Origin of the sequence: Streptomyces fungicidicus, from assembly GCF_003665435.1 — a bacterium.
GTDB lineage: Bacteria > Actinomycetota > Actinomycetes > Streptomycetales > Streptomycetaceae > Streptomyces > Streptomyces fungicidicus.
The window spans coordinates 1,501,317-1,518,957 of the sequence record NZ_CP023407.1 but is presented as its reverse complement, the minus strand read 5'-3'; the positions used below and the strand labels follow the sequence as shown (position 1 = coordinate 1,518,957).

17 protein-coding genes are annotated in these 17,641 nt (G+C 74.9%); 10 read left to right on the top strand and 7 right to left on the bottom strand.

What is annotated here, in order from left to right:
• The first annotated feature begins 65 nt into the window (after nt 1-65).
• Entirely contained in the window at nt 66-635 is a 570-nt protein-coding gene (locus CNQ36_RS06825; RefSeq protein ID WP_121545323.1) for a helix-turn-helix domain-containing protein, read from the top strand.
• Nucleotides 632-1,360 carry a helical backbone metal receptor gene (locus CNQ36_RS06820; RefSeq protein ID WP_121545322.1) on the top strand — a complete coding sequence of 243 codons (729 nt, stop codon included), beginning with the start codon at nt 632-634 and terminating at the stop codon, nt 1,358-1,360. The genes CNQ36_RS06825 and CNQ36_RS06820 overlap by 4 nt, the downstream gene beginning before the upstream one ends.
• Here the strand turns inward: CNQ36_RS06820 and CNQ36_RS06815 are convergent.
• Entirely contained in the window at nt 1,287-2,462 is a 1,176-nt protein-coding gene (locus tag CNQ36_RS06815; protein ID WP_121548386.1) for a TDT family transporter, read from the bottom strand. The genes CNQ36_RS06820 and CNQ36_RS06815 overlap by 74 nt on opposite strands.
• Nucleotides 2,463-2,532: 70 nt before the next feature.
• Here CNQ36_RS06815 and CNQ36_RS06810 point away from each other — a divergent pair, with 70 nt between their 5' ends.
• A complete protein-coding gene (locus CNQ36_RS06810) occupies nt 2,533-3,474 on the top strand; it encodes a LysR family transcriptional regulator (protein WP_121545321.1) in 942 nt (313 codons plus the stop codon).
• Nucleotides 3,475-3,525: 51 nt separating this feature from the next.
• Here the strand turns inward: CNQ36_RS06810 and CNQ36_RS06805 are convergent, their stop codons facing one another.
• The 3 genes from CNQ36_RS06805 to CNQ36_RS06795 all read right to left on the bottom strand — a co-directional run bounded on the left by CNQ36_RS06805 (nt 3,526) and on the right by CNQ36_RS06795 (nt 6,557).
• Nucleotides 3,526-4,209, bottom strand: coding sequence for a gamma-glutamyl-gamma-aminobutyrate hydrolase family protein (locus CNQ36_RS06805; protein WP_121545320.1), 684 nt, complete (start codon nt 4,207-4,209; stop codon nt 3,526-3,528).
• Between the two features lie 21 nt (nt 4,210-4,230).
• A complete protein-coding gene (gene eat / locus CNQ36_RS06800; protein WP_390326313.1) occupies nt 4,231-5,745 on the bottom strand; it encodes an ethanolamine permease in 1,515 nt (504 codons plus the stop codon).
• A 77-nt stretch (nt 5,746-5,822) separates the two neighbouring features.
• A complete protein-coding gene (locus CNQ36_RS06795) occupies nt 5,823-6,557 on the bottom strand; it encodes a FadR/GntR family transcriptional regulator (RefSeq protein WP_121545318.1) in 735 nt (244 codons plus the stop codon).
• A gap of 86 nt (nt 6,558-6,643) precedes the next feature.
• On the opposite strand from CNQ36_RS06795, the gene CNQ36_RS06790 reads away from it, so the two are divergent.
• The 4 genes from CNQ36_RS06790 to CNQ36_RS06775 are packed head-to-tail and all read left to right on the top strand — an operon-like array spanning nt 6,644 to nt 11,112.
• Nucleotides 6,644-8,014 carry a glutamine synthetase family protein gene (locus CNQ36_RS06790; protein WP_121545317.1) on the top strand — a complete coding sequence of 457 codons (1,371 nt, stop codon included), beginning with the start codon at nt 6,644-6,646 and terminating at the stop codon, nt 8,012-8,014.
• A gap of 8 nt (nt 8,015-8,022) precedes the next feature.
• Entirely contained in the window at nt 8,023-9,396 is a 1,374-nt protein-coding gene (locus CNQ36_RS06785; RefSeq protein WP_121545316.1) for an aldehyde dehydrogenase family protein, read from the top strand.
• A gap of 6 nt (nt 9,397-9,402) precedes the next feature.
• The gene (locus CNQ36_RS06780; protein ID WP_121545315.1) at nt 9,403-10,185 is read left to right on the top strand and encodes a 3-oxoacyl-ACP reductase; all 783 of its coding nucleotides are present in this window, start codon (nt 9,403-9,405) and stop codon (nt 10,183-10,185) included.
• Nucleotides 10,186-10,212: 27 nt separating this feature from the next.
• Complete coding sequence (locus CNQ36_RS06775) at nt 10,213-11,112, top strand: DUF2510 domain-containing protein (protein ID WP_121545314.1); 900 nt, start codon at nt 10,213-10,215, stop codon at nt 11,110-11,112.
• A gap of 5 nt (nt 11,113-11,117) precedes the next feature.
• Here CNQ36_RS06775 and CNQ36_RS06770 read toward each other — a convergent pair whose 3' ends face one another.
• Entirely contained in the window at nt 11,118-12,320 is a 1,203-nt protein-coding gene (locus tag CNQ36_RS06770) for an amino acid deaminase/aldolase (protein WP_121545313.1), read from the bottom strand.
• A 215-nt stretch (nt 12,321-12,535) separates the two neighbouring features.
• Here CNQ36_RS06770 and CNQ36_RS35190 point away from each other — a divergent pair, with 215 nt between their 5' ends.
• Nucleotides 12,536-14,005, top strand: coding sequence for a hypothetical protein (locus CNQ36_RS35190; protein WP_228312928.1), 1,470 nt, complete (start codon nt 12,536-12,538; stop codon nt 14,003-14,005).
• Nucleotides 14,002-15,186, top strand: a complete 1,185-nt coding sequence (mycP, locus tag CNQ36_RS06760; RefSeq protein WP_121545312.1) for a type VII secretion-associated serine protease mycosin — start codon at nt 14,002-14,004, stop codon at nt 15,184-15,186. The genes CNQ36_RS35190 and mycP overlap by 4 nt, the downstream gene beginning before the upstream one ends.
• On the opposite strand, the gene CNQ36_RS06755 is transcribed toward mycP, so the two are convergent.
• A complete protein-coding gene (locus tag CNQ36_RS06755; RefSeq protein ID WP_121545311.1) occupies nt 15,171-16,151 on the bottom strand; it encodes a serine hydrolase in 981 nt (326 codons plus the stop codon). The two genes, mycP and CNQ36_RS06755, sit on opposite strands and share 16 nt — an antisense overlap.
• Before the next feature lie 117 nt (nt 16,152-16,268).
• Between CNQ36_RS06755 and CNQ36_RS06750 the strand changes: the two genes are divergently transcribed.
• The gene (locus tag CNQ36_RS06750) at nt 16,269-17,000 is read left to right on the top strand and encodes an SseB family protein (protein WP_121548384.1); all 732 of its coding nucleotides are present in this window, start codon (nt 16,269-16,271) and stop codon (nt 16,998-17,000) included.
• Between the two features lie 4 nt (nt 17,001-17,004).
• Here CNQ36_RS06750 and CNQ36_RS06745 read toward each other — a convergent pair whose 3' ends face one another.
• Nucleotides 17,005-17,382 carry a DUF1844 domain-containing protein gene (locus tag CNQ36_RS06745; protein ID WP_004933554.1) on the bottom strand — a complete coding sequence of 126 codons (378 nt, stop codon included), beginning with the start codon at nt 17,380-17,382 and terminating at the stop codon, nt 17,005-17,007.
• Nucleotides 17,383-17,641 lie beyond the last annotated feature (259 nt).

Here is a 17,641-nt window from a genome sequence, read left to right as displayed (position 1 = left end):
AGGGAGTGCGCCGGAGCAGCGGCGCACGGGGTGCGGGACGATCGGCGGAGGAGGGAGCCGGAGCGATGGGCGACCACAAGGAACAGCCCCTGCGGGTGGGCGCGGCCGTGCGTCGGCGACGTCGTGCGCTGGACCTCACCCTCGCCGTCGTGGCCGAGCGCAGCGGCCTGTCGGTCCCGTTCCTGAGCCAGATCGAGAACGAGCGGGCGCGTCCGAGCCAGACCTCCCTGGAGAAGGTCGCCGACGCGCTGCGCACCACCGCCGTGGAGCTCCTCGCCGCCGCAGACCCGGCGTGCAGCGTGGACGTGGTCCGGGCCGGGGACGCCGGGAACTGGGCCGAAGCGGGCGCGCGTTCCCTGGTGCGCGGTCACCACCAGATGCACGCCTCCGAGTTCACCGGCGACCATGACGCCGGTCGTGAACTCCAGTTCCGCAACGACCAGTTGATGTACGTGGCGGACGGCGCCGTGGAGATCGAGGCGGAGGGCCGCGCGTACCGTCTCGGCCGCGGCGACACCCTGTACCTCACCGGGGGAGTACGGCACCGCTGGCGGGCCACGGTCCCGGAGACCCGGCTGCTGGTCGTCGCCGTCGCCGAGCACATCGAGGCGGTGCGGGACAAGCCGCGCCGATGAGTCCCCTCCGGATCGTCTCCCTCGTCCCGTCGCTGACGGAGGCCGTGGCGCTCTCCGCGCCCGGCTCCCTGGCCGGCGCCACCGACTGGTGCACGCACCCGGCCGGGCTGGACGTCGTCCGCGTCGGCGGCACCAAGAACCCGGAGGTGGACCGGATCGTCGCCCTCGCCCCCGATCTGGTGATCGCCAACGAGGAGGAGAACCGCGAGCCCGACCTTGCGGCACTGCGTACGGCCGGTCTGGACGTGCTGGTGACCGAGGTGCGGACACTTCCCGGGGCCTTCCGCGAACTGGACCGGGTGCTCACGGCGTGCGGGGCGCGCTCCCGCCCCCGCTGGCTGGACGAGGCCGAGGAGTCCTGGGCGGCGCCGCCCGCGCCCCCGGAGCGCAGGACGGCGGTCGTGCCCGTCTGGCGGCGTCCCTGGATGGTGCTGGGCCGGGACACCTTCGCGGGCGACCTGCTGTCCCGCCTCGGCGTCGACCACCTCTACGCGGCCCACCCGGAGCGCTATCCGCGCGTCCCGCTCGACGACCTGCGGGCCGCCGCCCCCGACCTCGTCGTCCTCCCCGACGAGCCGTACCGCTTCACCGCCGACGACGGGCCGGAGGCCTTCCCCGGACTGCCCTGCGCGCTCGTCGACGGCCGGCACCTCACCTGGTACGGGCCGTCGCTGGCCGGGGCCCCGGCAGTGCTGGGGCGGGCCCTGCGGGCAGCGCGCCGCTGAACAGGCCGCGCGCGGTGTGCCAGGCGGCGGTGGCCCAGGCGCCGGCCAGCACGGCGTACAGGGCGAACGTCAGCACGTCGTAGGCGAGCAGCCCGGTGCGCGCGGCGAGCGCCGCGGCCCCGGTGACACAGGTGCCGACCGGGAACGTGAACGACCACCACGTCATCGCGAAGCGCATGCCCCGCCGGCGGGCCCGAACGACATGGGCGGCGGCGAGGCAGAGCCACAGCAGCGCGAAGCCCATGACGGGCACCCCGTACAGCACGGCGAGCACCCCGAACCCCGCGTCGTACGGCGCCGGCACGACCCCCGGGGCGACGTCCGCGAAGGCGCCGGCGGCGGTGGTGGACTGGCCGAGCGGCCCGAGCACCAGGAACAGCGTCGGGGTGAGCGCGAGGGGCAGCGGGCCTCCGGTCATCAGCCGGCCGAAGACCAGGGGCAGCGTCACCAGGGTGGCGATCAGGCTGAGCCCGAACATCGCGAAGCAGGCGAGCAGCAGGGTGGCGCGCGGCTGCCCGGCCGGGAGGTACGGCACCAGGTGCGGCCCGAGCGCGGCGGACACCATGGGCGCGACCAGCGGCAGCAGCCAGACCGGTGTCGCCTGCTCCGCCGTCACCCGGTGGCGTACCGCCATGAGGTACGGGACGGCCACGGCGGCGGCCAGCCCCACGGCCGTACCGGCGGTGAACAGCACGGCGTCGAGGACCACGGCGGCGCGCAGCCCGGTCCAGTCCCGCCCGAGGCTCAGCGCGCCGCCGCCGACGGCCAGCAGCGCCATGGAGAGGCAGCCGTAGAAGGGAGCCATGGCGGGGTCGAGGAGGTGGGCGCGGGCCCGGTCGCGGTGGTGGGCCCAGTGCAGGGCGCGGGCGGCGAGCAGGACCAGCAGGAGGACGAGGGACAGCGCCCACACGCCGGTGAGCGCGGGACGCAGACCGGGCGCCCGCACGGGGAGCACGGCGCCCGCGCCGGCCACGATGGCGGTGCCCATGACGCAGGCGTACCAGTTCGGCCCGAGGTGACGGACGGCGGCGGCACGCGGGGGCCGTGCGACGGCACGGGGGAGGGGCGGTACGGGGGGCGGGGGACGGGTCGCGGTGGCCATGGTCACACGGTCCCGCGGGGCCTGCGCCGGCACCAGGGAGCACCCTTCTATGGCGGCATAAGCTGGGCTTATGAGCACAACGGACGACCACGACCGTCCGGGGCACCGCCCCGTGAGCCCCGGGTCCCTGGCGCACCGGGTGCCGGACCTCGGGGCGCTGGAACTGCTGCTGGCGGTGGCACGGCTCGGGAGCCTGGGCGGGGCGGCGCGGGAGGTGGGCATCACCCAGCCCGCCGCCAGCAGCAGGATCCGGTCGATGGAACGGCAGCTCGGCGTGGCCCTGGTCGACCGGTCGCCCAGGGGGTCCCGGCTGACCGACGCGGGCGCGCTGGTCACCGACTGGGCGCGGCGGATCGTGGAGGCCGCGGAGGCCTTCGACGTGGGGGCGCAGGCGCTGCGCGACCGCAGGGACTCACGGCTTCGGGTTGCGGCGAGCATGACGATCGCCGAGTACCTGCTGCCGGGCTGGCTGCTCGCGCTGCGTGCGGAGCGGCCGGACACGGCGGTGTCGCTGCTCGCGGGGAACTCGGCGGCGGTGGCGGAGCGGCTGCTGACGGGGGAGGCGGACGTGGGGTTCGTGGAGGGGCTTACGGTGCCGGGCGGGCTGGACTCCGCGGTGATCGCCCATGACCGGCTGATCGTGGTGACCGCGCCGTCGCACGCCTGGGCCCGGCGGCGGCGTCCACTGGCCGCCGGGGAGCTGGCGAGCACGCCGCTGATCCTGCGGGAGGAGGGGTCGGGGACGCGGCAGGTGCTGGACGCGGCGCTCGGGGGGCTGGCCCGGCCGCTGATCGAGCTGTCGTCGACGATCGCGGTGAAGGCGGCGGCGGTGGGCGGGGCGGGGCCCGCGGTGCTCAGTGAGCTGGCGGTGGGGGAGGAGCTGGCGATGCGGCGGCTGGTCGTGATTCCCGTGAACGGGGTCGCCCTGACGCGTGATCTGCGAGCGGTGTGGCCCACGGGGCACCGGCCCACGGGGCCGGCCCGGGATCTTCTGACCCTGACGCGGGGGTGAGCCGGTGCGGCACGACGGCCCGCGGAGGGCGGAGGGAGCGGTGGGTGGGGGTCAGGTGGCTGCAATCAGGGATTGGAGGAGGCGGGGGTCGTCGTCCATTTCCGGGTGCCATTGGACGCCCAGGGTCCAGCCGGGCGGCCCGGGGAGTTCGATCGCCTCCACCGTGCCGTCCTCCGCGTACGCCGACGGGATGAGGCCGGCGCCGAGGCGGTCCACCGCCTGGTGGTGGTAGGTCGGCACGGAGATCTGCTCCGGGACGGCGGCGTCGTACAGCGTGCCGGGGACCGGCTTGACCGGGTGCCGGCCGAAGACGCCCGGGGTCTCCGCGTGGCCGTCGATGTGCTGGACCAGCGTGCCGCCCAGGGCGACGTTCAGCAGCTGCATGCCCCGGCAGATCCCCAGGAGGGGGACACCCCGGTCCAGGGCCGCCCGGATGAGGGCGAGTTCCCAGGCGTCCCGTGCCCGTGCGGGCGGCCCGGTGCGCGGGCCGGGCTCGGCGCCGTAGTGGACGGGCTCCACGTCCGGGCCGCCCGCGATCACCAGTCCGTCGAGCCGGGCCACGGCCGCCGCGGCCACCTCCGGCGCGTCCGGCGGGAGCAGCGCGGCCAGTCCGCCCGCCCGCCGCACCAGCCGCGGATAGCCGGCCGGCAGCAGCACGGCGTCCAGCTGCCACACGCCCCAGCGCACACCGGGTTCCGCGTACGTGCTGATGCCGATGAGTGGTCCGGCCGTCATGCCCTTCACCTTTCCCGTGCCTCAGTCCCGTGACAACTCAGCCTCGGCCGCCGCCAGCGCCGCGAACTCCTCCTCCGGCGCCCTCGCCACCAGACGCCTGCGGCTGTACAGCCCGAAGTACGCCACCGCCACGATGTACACGGCCAGCGCGATCAGCGCCGCCGTCACGTCCACCAGGAACGTCGCCACCAGCGCCGCGCAGGCCAGCACCAGGGCCACCGACGAGGTGAGCACGCCACCCGGCGTGCGGTAGGGCCGCGGCAGCTCCGGCTCCCGGCGGCGCAGCACGATGTGCGAGAGGGACATCAGCGCGTACGAGATCGTCGCGCCGAAGACGGCGATGTTCAGCATGCGCGCGCCGTTGCCCGTGCCGGCGGCCAGCGCGAAGCCGATCGCGCCCGGCACCAGCAGCCCGAGGTAGGGAGCCCTGCGGCGGCTGGTGAGGGAGAGGAACTTCGGCAGATAGCCCGCGCGGGACAGCGCGAACAGCTGGCGCGAACCGGCGTAGATCAGCGAGAAGAACGACGCGACCAGCCCCGCAAGACCCGCGTAGTTCACGATCCGGCTGAGCCCCGTCGCCTCGCCGTCCGGCTGGAGCGCCTCCACCAGCGGGTTGCCCGCGTCCTGGACCGCGGCCGAACCGCGCGCCCCGGCCGCCGCGAAGAAGGTCACCACGGCCAGCACCACCAGGATGCCCATGGACCAGCGGATCGCCCTCGGCAGCGTGCGGGCCGGTTCCCTGGTCTCCTCGGCGGCCAGCGGTACGCCCTCCACCCCCAGGAAGAACCACATGCCGAACGGGAACGCCGCCCAGATGCCCAGCAGCCCCATCGGCAGCCACGAGTTCGCGCCGAACGCCGAGGAGTCCACCGGGATGTCGTCCAGCGACGACGCGTCGAACTCGGGCAGCGCTCCCAGCGCGAACACCACCAGCGCCGCGACCGCGATGCCGGTGACGACGAAGCTGAACCGCAGCGCCTCGCCCACCCCCCACAGGTGGATGCCGATGAAGACGACGAAGCAGGCCAGGTACACCGGCCAGCCGGACTCCAGGCCGAACAGGCCCAGCGACTCGACGTAGTCGCCGATGAAAATGGAGATCGCGGCGGGCGCGAGCACGTACTCGATCAGGATCGCGGTCCCGGTGAGGAACCCGCCCCACGGCCCCAGCGCCCGTCGGGCGAAGCCGTAGCCGCCGCCCGCCGTGGGCAGGATCGAGGACAGCTCGGCCAGGGCGAACACCATGCAGGTGTACATGGCGCCCATCAGCACCATGGCGATCGCCAGACCGCCGAAGCCGCCCTCGGCCAGGCCGAAGTTCCAGCCCGAGTAGTCGCCGGACACAACGTAGGCGACACCGAGGCCGGTCAGCAGCAGCCAGCCGGCGCTGCCGCGGCGCAGCCTCCTGCGTGCGAGGTAGTCGTCCGCCTCACCGGCGGAATCTTGGGACGCGGACGGAAGGCTCACGGGGCGACTCCCCAGGGGACGGCGGTGAGACGGTGGCAATGGAACTGATCCAGACCTTTGTGGGGCCATACCTTCGTGGTGCGGACGCCGTGAGCGCAAGCCCCGTGCGTGAAGCCGCGGTAAACCCTCCGGGCGGCGTCACGCCCTCACGCCAGGAACCCGCGCAGCAGCGCCGCCGTTCCGGCGCAGTGCTCCCGGGTCATCTCCCGCGCCCCGTCGGCGTCCCCCTCCAGCACCGCCTCGACCATCGCCGCGTGCTGCCGCTGGGAGTGCTCCAGGTTGCGCACCAGCAGCGGGATGCAGTCCAGCAGGTCGTTCACCGTCGCCCGGACCGCCGCGTACTGCGCGGTCAGCGTCGGTGAGCCGCTCAGCTCCGCCAGGGTGAGGTGGAACAGGGTGTCCAGGCGCCGGTACTCCGCCAGCGGGGCCTCCTGTGTGCCCGCCAGCGCCTCGCGCAGCCGCGCCGCCCGCTCGTCCGTCAGCCCGTGCGCCGCGCACAGCCCCGCCGCGCCCACCTCCAGCACCTCACGGAAACGCAGCACGTCCTCGATGTCGACCTCGGCGATCCGCCGCCGCAGCTCCTCCTCGCCGGTGTCCGTCGGACGGGGCAGCACGAACGTTCCGCCGTACCGGCCGCGCCGCGACTCCACCAGGCCCTGGTCCTGGAGCACCTTCAGCACCTCGCGCAGCGTCACCCGGCTGATCCCCAGCCGCTCCGCCAGCTCCCGCTCGGCCGGCAGCCGCTCCCCGCCCGCCACCAGGCCCAGCCGCACCACCTGGAGGATCTGCTCAAGGGCCTCCTCGAAGCCGTTGCCCGCGCGGACCTGCCGCAGCACCGGCGCCAGACGGTCCCCGACCGCGCCGACCGCTTCCTCCGGCATCTCGCCGTGCCCCCTTCCCAACCAATGGTTCCCGGCAATACCTTATGGCTCCCGGCTCGACCGAAGAAGCCCCAGGAGGTCCTCCCGTGGCAGACCGCACGCCCCCGCTCGCCGTCGAGGAGCTGCACGCCCTCGTCGCCGGCGGCGAGATCGACACTGTCGTCCTGGCCTTCCCCGACATGCAGGGGCGGCTCCAGGGCAAGCGGTTCGCCGCGCGCTTCTTCCTCGACGAGGTGCTCCGGCACGGCACCGAGGGCTGCAACTACCTGCTCGCCGTCGACGCCGACATGAACACGGTCGACGGGTACGAGATGTCCTCCTGGGAGACGGGCTACGGCGACTTCGCCATGTATCCCGACCTCGACACCCTGCGCCGGGTGCCCTGGAACGAGGGCACCGCCATGGTCGTCGCCGACCTCGCCTGGGCCGACGGCTCCCCGGTCGTCGCGGCCCCCCGGCAGATCCTGCGCCGCCAGCTGGACCGCCTCGCCGCGCTCGGCCACACCGCCCGGGTCGGCACCGAGCTGGAGTTCATCGTCTTCCGGGACACCTACGAACAGGCCTGGGACGCCGGCTACCGCGGGCTCACCCCCGCCAACCAGTACAACGTCGACTACTCGGTGCTCGGGACGGGCCGGATCGAGCCCCTGCTGCGCCGCATCCGCAACGAGATGGCCGGCGCCGGACTCACCGTGGAGTCCGCCAAGGGCGAGTGCAACCCCGGCCAGCACGAGATCGCCTTCCGCTACGACGAGGCCCTGGTCACCTGCGACCAGCACGCGATCTACAAGACCGGCGCCAAGGAGATCGCCGCCCAGGAGGGCGTCTCGATCACCTTCATGGCCAAGTACAACGAGCGCGAGGGCAACTCCTGCCACATCCACCTCTCGCTCGCCGACGCCGCCGGCGACAGCGCCATGCCGGAGTCCGCCGAGGACCCGGACGCCATGTCCGAGGTCATGCGTCACTTCCTCGCCGGGCAGCTCGCCGCACTCCGCGAGTTCTCCCTGCTCTACGCCCCGCACATCAACTCCTACAAGCGGTTCCAGCCGGGCTCCTTCGCGCCGACCGCCGTCGCCTGGGGACGGGACAACCGCACCTGCGCCCTGCGCGTGGTCGGCCACGGCCGCTCCCTGCGCTTCGAGAACCGGCTGCCCGGCGGCGACGTCAACCCGCACCTCGCCGTGGCGGGCATGGTCGCGGCCGGGCTGTACGGCATCGAGCAGCGGCTCGAGCTGCCGGAACCCTGCGCCGGCAACGCCTACACCGCCGACTTCGCGCACGTCCCCACCAGCCTGCGCGAGGCGGCCGAGCTGTGGGAGACCAGCGAGATCGCCAAGGCGGCCTTCGGCGACGAGGTCGTCGCGCACTACCGCAACATGGCGCGCGTCGAGACCGACGCCTTCGACGCCGCGGTCACCGACTGGGAGCTGCGCCGCTCCTTCGAACGCATGTGAGGCCCTCCGTGTCCGACCACCCCCCTGAGCTCCAGGTACGCAACCCCGCGACCGAGGAGGTGATCGCCACCGTCCCGGCCGCCACCCCCGCCGACGTCGACGCCGCCGTCGTACGCGCCGCACGCGCGCAGACCGCCTGGGCCGCCCTCGCCCCCGGCGACCGGGCCCGGCTGCTGCGCCGGTTCGCGGCGGCCGTCGACGAGCACACCGAGGAGCTGGCCCTTCTCGAGGTCCGCGAGGCCGGCCACACCCTCGGCAACGCCCGCTGGGAGGCCGGCAACGTCCGGGACCTGCTCGACTACGCGGCCGGCGGGGTGGAACGCCTCACCGGACGGCAGATCCCGGTCCCCGGCGGAGTGAACGTCACCTTCCTCGAACCGCTCGGTGTCGTCGGCGTCATCGCCCCCTGGAACTTCCCCATGCCGATCGCGGCCTGGGGCGCCGCCCCCGCCCTCGCCGCCGGCAACGCGGTGCTCCTCAAGCCCGCCGAGACCACCCCCCTCACCGCCCTGCGGCTCGCCGGACTCGCCCTGGAGGCGGGCCTGCCCGAGGGCCTGTTCCAGGTGCTCCCCGGACACGGCCCGGTCGCCGGGAACGCCCTCGTCGAACACCCCGGCGTCGCCAAGATCGTGTTCACCGGGTCGACGGCCGTGGGCAAGCGGGTGTGGGCCAGGGGCGCGGACCGCCTCAAGCGCGTCACCCTCGAACTCGGGGGCAAGAGCCCCAACATCGTCTTCGCCGACGCCGATCTGGAGGCCGCCGCGGCGGCCGCCCCCATGTCCTTCCTCGACAACGCCGGCCAGGACTGCTGCGCCCGCACCCGCGTCCTCGTCGAACGCTCCGTGTACGACAGGTTCCTGGACCTCCTCGCCCCCGCCGTCGAGTCCGTCAGGGTCGGCGACCCGGCCGACGAGAACGTCCAGATGGGCCCGCTGATCTCCCGCACCCAGCTGGACCGGGTCCGCTCGTACGTCACCGACGACCTCGAAGGGATCCGCGGCAAGGCCCCCGAAGGCCCCGGCTACTGGTTCCCGCCCACCGTCCTCACCGGCGTCGGCCCCCGCGCACGGGTGGCCGTCGAGGAGGTCTTCGGCCCCGTCGCCGTGGTCCTCCCCTTCGACGACGAGGCCGACGCCGTACGCCTGGCCAACGACACCGACTACGGCCTGTCGGGCTCCGTCTGGACCCGGGACGTCGGCCGCGCCCTGCGCCTTACCCGGGCCGTCCGGGCGGGCAACCTGTCCGTCAACTCCCACTCCAGCGTGCGCTACTGGACCCCCTTCGGCGGGTTCAAGCAGTCCGGCGTAGGCCGCGAGCTGGGCCCGGACGCGCTGGCCGCCTTCACCGAAACCAAGAACGTCTTCATCAGCACGGAGGCCTGACCGCACATGAGCGAAGAGAACATCTGCCGCCGGCTGACCGGCCGCAGCGCCGTCGTCACCGGAGCCGGCAGCGGCATCGGCCTCGCGACCGCCCGCCGGCTCGCCTCCGAGGGCGCCCACGTGGTCTGCGCGGACGTCGACGAGGTGCGCGGCAAGGCGGCCGCCGACGAGACCGGCGGGATCTTCGTCGGCGCCGACGTCACCGACCCCGAACAGGTCGAGGCGCTGTTCCGGACCGCGTACGACACCTACGGCAGCGTCGACATTGCCTTCAACAACGCGGGCATCTCCCCGCCCGACGACGACTCCATCCTGGAGACCGGGCTGGAGGCATGGAAGCGCGTCCAGGAGGTCAACCTCACCTCCGTCTACCTGTGCTGCAAGGCCGCCATCCCCTACATGCGGCGCCAGGGCAAGGGCTCCATCATCAACACCGCGTCCTTCGTGGCCCGGATGGGGGCGGCCACCAGCCAGATCTCGTACACCGCCTCCAAGGGCGGCGTCCTCGCCATGTCCCGGGAGCTCGGCGTACAGTTCGCCCGCGAGGGCATCCGCGTCAACGCCCTGTGCCCCGGCCCCGTCAACACCCCGCTGCTGCGGGAGCTGTTCGCCAAGGACCCCGAGCGGGCGGCCCGCCGTCTGGTCCACATTCCGCTCGGCAGGTTCGCCGAGGCCGACGAGATCGCCGCCGCCGTCGCCTTCCTGGCCAGCGACGACTCCTCCTTCGTCAACGCCACCGACTTCCTGGTGGACGGCGGGATCTCGGGTGCGTACGTCACGCCCCTCTAGGCAGGCCTCTACAGTGCCGGGATGAGCATGACGCCCCCGCCCGGCTGGTACCCCGACCCGCACGCCCCGCACCTGGAGCGCTGGTGGGACGGCACCGCCTGGACCGAGCACCGGCGCACCCCGGAGACGCCCACCGTGCCGCTGTCCCGGCCTCCGGGCGGCTCCGGCGGCACGGGCCGCGCCAAGGCGGTCGCCCTCACCACCGCCGGGGTCCTGCTGGCCGCGGCGCTCGTCACCGGCGTCGTCGTCCTCGGCGGCGACGACGACGCCCCGCGCGCGGGGTCCGGCCCGACCGCCGCCTCCGCGCCCGTCGCCCCGTCGTCCCCGGCGGCCACGTCCGAGACCCCCGCCGAGGACCCGGACGTGGTCGAGGACCAGCTCAACGGGATCACCTTCCCGCTCCTCGACGGCTGGGTCCGGCCCCGGCACGTCGCCCAGGACGACGTCGTCATGACCACCGACGGCACCTACGACTGCCCCGGCGAGGGCAGCGTCTGCCGCCACGGCCTCGTCATCTCCCGCACGGTGACCGAGAACGACGAGACCTCGCCCGAGGCGCTCGCGAAGGAGGACATCCCCGAAGCCGCCGACGCCGCATTCGACGAGGACTCCCTCGGCCAGCGCCCCTACGGCGGTCTGGAGTCCCACGAGGTGGTGAAGTCCGGCCCGGTCGCGGTGGCGGGCCGCGCCGGGTACCTCGTGCGCTGGCGCGTCACCACCGCGAAGGGACCCGGCGGCTACGTGCAGTCGCTGGTGTTCCCGTCCAGCGTCGGCACCGAGTCCCCGATCCTCGTCCGCTTCGTCTTCGACGCGGGCGAGGACGGCCCGCCCCCGGCCGACATGGACCGCATCACCAAGGGCATCCGCCCGGTCACCGACGCGGCCTCCGGCGGAGGCGTCGGCAGCAGCATCGGCCCCGGCGACTGAGCGGGCTACAGGAACGTGTGGCCTTCGCCGCGGTACGTCGGCACGGTCGCCGCCACCGCGTCGCCCTCCACCAGGTGCAGCGCGTCGAACCGCTCGCACAGCTCGCCCGCCTTGGCGTGCCGGAACCACACCTTGTCGCCGATCAGCAGATCGTCGGCGGGCGGACCCAGCAGCGGCGTCTGCACCTCGCCGGCCCCCTCCTGGGGGTCGTACCGCAGCCCCTCCGGCAGATACGGCACCGGCAGCCGGTCCGCGCCGGCCGCGCCCGACGCCGGATACCCCCCGCCCAGCACCGTCACCACGCCCACCCCCGGCCGCCGTACGACGGGCAGGGCGAAGAGGGCCGAGGGACGGCCCCTGAACGACGTGTAGTTGTCGAACAGCCGCGGCACGTACAGCCCCGAACCGGCCGCGATCTCGGTGACCGCCCCCTCCGCGGCGGTGTGCTGCACACTGCCCGTGCCCCCGCCGTTGACGAACTCCAGATCCGGTACGACCTCACGCACCGCAGCCACCACCGCGGCCCGCCGCCCGGCGAGTTCACGGCGCGCGGCGGCCTGCATCAGCCGCACCGCACGCGACCGCAGCGGCCGCCCCGCCACCGCGTCGCCGACACCGGCCACATGACCCTCGTACGCCATGACCCCCACGACCCGGAACCCGGGCCGCCGTGCCACCGCCCGCGCGAACTCGGCGGCCTGGGCGGGGGAGTGCAGCGGGGACCGCCGGGCCCCGACCCGCACCCGCCCGCCGAACAGCCGCAGCGAGGTGTCCAGCTCCAGGCAGACCCGCACCACCTCGCCGCCGCCCGCGCGGGAGGCGTCGATCAGGTCCAGCTGAGCCGGATCGTCGGTCATGACCGTGACGGCGGCGGCCAGTTTCGGGTCGGCGGCGAGCTCGGCGTACCCGGCGCGGTCCGCCGACGGATAGGCCAGCAGGACGTCGTCGAAACCGGACCGGGCCAGCCACAGGGACTCGGCGAGGGTGAACGACATGATCCCCGCGAAACCGTCCCGCGCGAGGACCCGCTCGAGCAGCGCACGGCAGCGCACGGACTTGCTGGCGACCCGCACCGGTTTGCCGCCGGCCCTGCGGACCAAGTCGTCCGCGTTGGCGTCGAAGGCGTCCAGATCGACGATCGCGAACGGGGCGTCGAGTCGGTCGGTGGCCCGGTCGTAACGGGCCCGGTCGGCGGCGCGCGCAGTCATGGACGCAGCCTGCCAGACACGATTACCGCACGGTAGGGGATGTTCCGGGCAGATGCCGCGGCCGAAGCGGACTGGTTCCCGTTCGGCGCGGACCACGCCGTAGAGTGACGCGCACGCACGGCGGAACGGCGCCGGCCGGGATGACGCGCCGTCGGTGCGGGTATCTGTGCCCGGTACGAGTCCGTGCCGGGCGAGCACGAGCGACTGGGGGGTGCATGAGCACGGAAGCGCGCCGCGCCTCCCACCCCCCGCGCCCCACCGCCCCGCCGCGCCCGGCACACCCCCCGGCCGCGCCCGAGCCCGCTCCCGGCACCGAACACGGCCCGGAGACCGCCCCGCGCGGACGCACCTCGGGCGGCGCGGGCCTCTTCGACCCCCGCACACCGACCCGCCCCCCGGACGGCCCCGCCGGCGGATCCGCGGCGTCCGGAACCCGGGAGGGTGCCCGGCCGGCCGCGGGCGGCGGCCCGGACGAAGCCGGCGCCGCCGCTCCCGGCCGCGGGCCTTCCGCGCCCCGGCCGCGGGCCCCGGGCTTCGGCGAGACCCTGCCCTCCGGCACGGACCCCGGGGCGCCGCCGCCTCCGCGCGCCTCCGCCCGCTTCCCCGACGCGCCGCCGACCGTCGGCCGCGACACACGGCTCCCGGGCCGCCCGCCCGCCGTGCCGCCGCAGCCCGCCCACCGGCCCGCCGAACGCGGCACGGGCGCCCCCGCCGCGACCCCGTCGGAGACGACCACCCCGCTCCGCCCCGTGCCTTCCGGCCCGGCGCCCTCCCACCCGGCACACGACGCGCCGCCGCCCGCTCCCGACCCCGCGCTCTCCTGGAGCGCCCCCAGGGCGCCGGGCGCCGTGCCCGGCAGCGGCCGGCCCGTGGTGTCGTTCGGGGAGCCGGAGGGGTACGACCTGGGAGCCCTCCCGCGCCCGCTCGGGCGGCGGGGCCGGTCGCAGGCACTGGCGGCCGCCGCCTGTCTCGTCCTCGGGGCGGGCCTCATCGGCGGCGCCGTCACCGGCAGCGTGCTCGCCGACGACTCCGACGGACCCGGCGCCCGGCACGGCTTCGCGGCCGCCCAGGACATGTGGCACAGCGTGCCCGTCGACCAGCTGTTCCCGCCCACCGTGCAGGGCGGGGGCGCGGGACCCGGCGGCGCCGACCGGACCTGGACGCGTATCGCCGTGGCCCCCGACGGCGGCTGCGGGAACGCCTTCGACCCGCTGCTCCGCAAGGTCCTGGCCCCCGTCGGCTGCGAGCGCCTGCTGCGCGCCACCTACACCGACGCCACCCAGAGCCATGTCACCACCGTCGGACTGCTGTTCACCAAGGCCGACGCCGCCGCCATGGCCTCCCTCGCCCGCCGCTTCGACCGGGAGCGCCTGGACCGCCGCACCGACCTGATGCCCCTGCCGTACGCGGCGAAGGGCACCGCCGCCGCGGGCTTCGGCGCCGGGCAGCGTGCCTCCTGGGCGATCTCCGTCCTCACGGACGCCCCCGTCGTCGTCTACGCCGTCTCCGGATGGGCCGACGGCCGCACCGTCGACACCCCGCAACCAGCCGAGGACGCCATGGAGTCCGGAGCCACCACCGCCCCCGCCCAGGCCGGTCTCGGCCACGAGGCACAGGGCCTCGCCGACCGCGCCGAACGCGGACTGCGCAAGAGGGCGGGCACCGCCACGGAGCAGCCGTCATGAGGCGCGTCACCGGCGGCCGCCCCGCCACCGCGGCCCTCGGCGGCCTCCTCGCCGCCGCGCTCGTGCTGGTCCCCGCCGCCACCGCGCACGCCGACGGCATCCGTGCCCGGCAGTGGTCCCTGGAGGCCATGCACACCGAGCAGGCCTGGCAGACCACGAAGGGCGCGGGCGTCACCGTGGCCGTCCTGGACACCGGAGTCGAGCCCGACCACCCCGACCTCGACGGCAACGTGCTCACCGGCACGGACCTGGTCGGCTTCGGCGCGAGCGAGGGCGACCGGGCCTGGGCCCGGCACGGCACCGCGATGGCCGGGATCATCGCCGGCCACGGACACGGGCCCGGCGACACGGAGGGCGTCATGGGCATCGCCCCCGAGGCGAAGATCCTCCCCGTCCGCGTGATCCTGGAGGACGGCGACCCCTCCCGCGCCAAGGCCCGCAGCACCCGGGGCAACGCCCTGGCCGAGGGCATCCGCTGGGCCACCGACCACGGCGCCGACGTCATCAACCTCTCGCTCGGCGACGACTCCGCCTCCGCGCACCCCGAACCCGGCGAGGACCAGGCCATCCAGTACGCCCTGCGCAAGGGTGTGACCGTCGTCGCCTCCGCCGGGAACGGCGGCGAGAAGGGCGACCACGTCTCCTACCCGGCCGCCTACCCCGGCGTCATCGCCGCCACCGCCGTCGACCGCTACGGCACCCGCGCCCCGTTCTCCACCCGCCGCTGGTACGCCACGGTCAGTGCCCCCGGCGTCGACGTGATCATCGCCGACCCGGACCACAAGTACTACGAGGGCTGGGGCACCAGCGCCGCCGCCGCGTTCGTCTCCGGCGCCGCCGCCCTGGTCAGGGCGGCCCACCCGGACCTCACCCCGGCCCAGGTAAAGCGACTCCTGGAGGACAGCGCCCGCAACGCCCCCGCCGACGGCCGCGACGACTCCCGCGGCTTCGGCTTCGTCGACCCGGCCGCCGCCATCGAGGCCGCGTCCCGGCTGAAGCCGGAGGGCCTGAAGGCGGCCGCGTACGGCGACGAGTACTTCGGCCCCGGCCCGGACACCGCCGGCTCCGGCGACGACACGGCCGGATGGGCGGCCCCCCTGGCGGGCGGCGCCGGCGGAGTAATGCTGGTGGCCGCGGTGGTCCTGTGGCGCGGCCGCCGCGCCCGCTACGACGAACTCTGAACGGCCGGGTCCACCGCGCCGTCCCCGGTGAACACGGACACCGCCGCCCGCGCAGCCGCCTCGGCCAGCGCTATCCCGTCCTCCTGGGTCGCACTGCCCCGCGACAGCACCGCCACCAGGTAGCCGTGGCCGCCCGCCGTCACCCGCCCGATGCTGTTGATCACCCACAGCCCGGTGGTGCTGCGCCGCAGCCAGCCGTTCTTCAACGCCCACGCGGTGCCGTCGGCCGCCGCGGAGACCCCCCACCGCTGCCCCGCGGCGACCCGCTCCATCAGCTCCCGCACATACGTCCGCGAGGCCTCGGTCAGCTCGGAACCCGTCGCGGTGAACACCTGCCGCAACAGCGTGAGCTGGTCGGCTGCCGTGGTCTGCGTCAGTCCCCACAGCGGGCCGTCCCCGCCCGCCGTCCCCGTCAGCCCGAACCGCTCGTTCGCCGCGTCGAGCCCGTCCGCCGTCCCGATGGTCCGCCACAGCGCCGACGCGGAGTCGTTGTCACTGTTCTCGATCATGGCGGTGGCGTAGGTCTTCTCCTCGGCGGTCAGCGTCCGCCCGGCGTCCTGCGCCTGGAGCAGCAGCGCGGCCAGGATGTCCACCTTGACGATGCTCGCCGTGTCGAAGGCGCCCCCTCCGCCGGAGGCGGTCTCCCCGGAGTCCGGGTCGAGCACCGCCACCGACACCTCGGCGCCCTCCGCCACGTCCACCGACGCCATGGCAGCCGCCAGCAGCGCGTCCCGGTCCACCGCAGCCTCCGCAGCGCTCCCCACCGCTTCCTCCCTGTCCGCCGCCCGCGTGGCCGACGAGGATACGGCGCCCGCCGTCGGGGAGTGCGCCGGCGAGGTCATGTACATCGTCCCCGCCGTCGTACCGCAGCCGACGGTGATCAGGGCGAGGGCGAGGGAGAACAGGGCACGGCGCCGGGGGCGACGGGCCCGACGGCGCCGGCGCGGTCCACTGGAGGAGTCCATGGCCGCGATCGTCGGGGCGGTGGCTGTGCGGACCGTTGGACCGGGCTGAGAGCCGCGTCAGATCCCGGTGAGAGGCCGGTGAGGAGCAACGGCCGCCCCCCGATAGGCTCGGTGACCGTGGCGAACAAGAACATCCCCGACTCCCCGTTCCGCGACGACGACGGCACCGCCGACCCCCGGCTGAGCGCCGCGCTGGCCGCCTGGGCCGAGGACGGCAACGCCGTCGGCCCCGTCCTGGAGGCACTCAAGGGCGCCCGGCTGCTCGTCCCCGTGGTGGCCGTGCTCGGCGAGGTCGAGGAGGACGAGAACGGGCTGCGGCGCGAGAAGACCAGCGACATGGCCGTGCCGACCCTGCGGGCCGGCGGCCGCAAGGCGCTCCCCGCCTTCACGTCCACCGAGTCGCTCGCCCGCTGGGACCCCGCGGCCCGCCCCGTCGCCGTACCGCTGCACCAGGCCCTGCAGGCCGCCGCCCACGAGAAGGCGGACACGGTGGTGCTGGACCTGTCAGGACCGGTGGCCTTCGAACTGACCGGCCCCACCCTGCTCGCCCTCGCCGAGGGCCGCACCAGCACCGACCCGCTCGCCGACCCGGCCGTCGTCGGGGCCGTACGGGCCGCCGTCGCCGCGGAACCCGCGGTGCTCCGCGCCCACCTGGGGCCGGGGAACGCCGACGGCATCCTCGCCCTCGTCCTCGACCCCGCGGTGCCCGCCGCGGAGGCCGCCCGCGCCGTCGCCCGGCGGCTCGCCGCCGACGAGACACTGAGGGCCCGCCTGGTGCGCGGCCTCGACCTGGCAGTCCTGCCGGCCGAGGCGACGCCACCCGGCGAGCCCCTGTACGTACGTCCCTGAGTCCCTAGCCGTAGATCGCGCCGGTGTACTTCTCGCCCGGCCCCTTGCCCGGCTCGTCCGCGACGAGCGAGGCCTCGCGGAACGCCAGCTGGAGCGACTTCAGACCGTCGCGCAGCGGCGCCGCGTGGAACGAGCTGATCTCGGTCGCGGAGGCGTCCAGCAGACCGGCCAGCGCGTGCACCAGCTTGCGGGCCTCGTCCAGGTCCTTGTAGGTGTCGCCCTCCTCGGTCAGACCGAGCTTCACGGCGGCGGCGCTCATCAGGTTGACGGCGACCGTCACGATCACCTCGACGGCCGGGACCTCGGCGATGTCGCGGGCCATGGCGTCGAAGTCGGGGTTGCCGGGGGTCTCGGGGGTGTCCGAGGCGGAGGTGTCACTCATGCCCCACACGATAGGCGCAGCCGGTCGTCCCGCCGACGGCAGGAGGCCGGAGGCGGCCGGTTGGTGCACCTCACCCGGAGCTGCTAACCTTGTGTAACGACCGGTCGGACCCGTATGCCTCACGGCTCGCGGTTCCGGCCCACAAGTGGAGGCTTCGAACTCCCACCTGATCGCCCTCGGGGCGGCAGGTCACCGGTCAGGCGGTCCCGTCCCCGAGGCGGCGACCCGCCCGAAGTCGCGCCCCGCGGTCATCGCGGCG

Coding starts and splice junctions, on each gene's coding strand:
- CNQ36_RS06825 (WP_121545323.1), top strand. CDS start 66: ATGGGCGACCACAAGGAACAGCCCCTGCGGGTGGGCGCGGCCGTGCGT.
- mycP (WP_121545312.1), top strand. CDS start 14,002: ATGAGGCGCGTCACCGGCGGCCGCCCCGCCACCGCGGCCCTCGGCGGC.
- CNQ36_RS06815 (WP_121548386.1), bottom strand. CDS start 2,462: ATGGCCACCGCGACCCGTCCCCCGCCCCCCGTACCGCCCCTCCCCCGT.
- CNQ36_RS06745 (WP_004933554.1), bottom strand. CDS start 17,382: ATGAGTGACACCTCCGCCTCGGACACCCCCGAGACCCCCGGCAACCCC.
- CNQ36_RS06810 (WP_121545321.1), top strand. CDS start 2,533: ATGAGCACAACGGACGACCACGACCGTCCGGGGCACCGCCCCGTGAGC.
- CNQ36_RS06780 (WP_121545315.1), top strand. CDS start 9,403: ATGAGCGAAGAGAACATCTGCCGCCGGCTGACCGGCCGCAGCGCCGTC.
- CNQ36_RS35190 (WP_228312928.1), top strand. CDS start 12,536: ATGAGCACGGAAGCGCGCCGCGCCTCCCACCCCCCGCGCCCCACCGCC.
- CNQ36_RS06770 (WP_121545313.1), bottom strand. CDS start 12,320: ATGACTGCGCGCGCCGCCGACCGGGCCCGTTACGACCGGGCCACCGAC.
- CNQ36_RS06820 (WP_121545322.1), top strand. CDS start 632: ATGAGTCCCCTCCGGATCGTCTCCCTCGTCCCGTCGCTGACGGAGGCC.
- CNQ36_RS06755 (WP_121545311.1), bottom strand. CDS start 16,151: ATGGACTCCTCCAGTGGACCGCGCCGGCGCCGTCGGGCCCGTCGCCCC.
- CNQ36_RS06775 (WP_121545314.1), top strand. CDS start 10,213: ATGACGCCCCCGCCCGGCTGGTACCCCGACCCGCACGCCCCGCACCTG.
- CNQ36_RS06795 (WP_121545318.1), bottom strand. CDS start 6,557: ATGCCGGAGGAAGCGGTCGGCGCGGTCGGGGACCGTCTGGCGCCGGTG.
- CNQ36_RS06805 (WP_121545320.1), bottom strand. CDS start 4,209: ATGACGGCCGGACCACTCATCGGCATCAGCACGTACGCGGAACCCGGT.
- eat (WP_390326313.1), bottom strand. CDS start 5,745: ATGGCCCCACAAAGGTCTGGATCAGTTCCATTGCCACCGTCTCACCGC.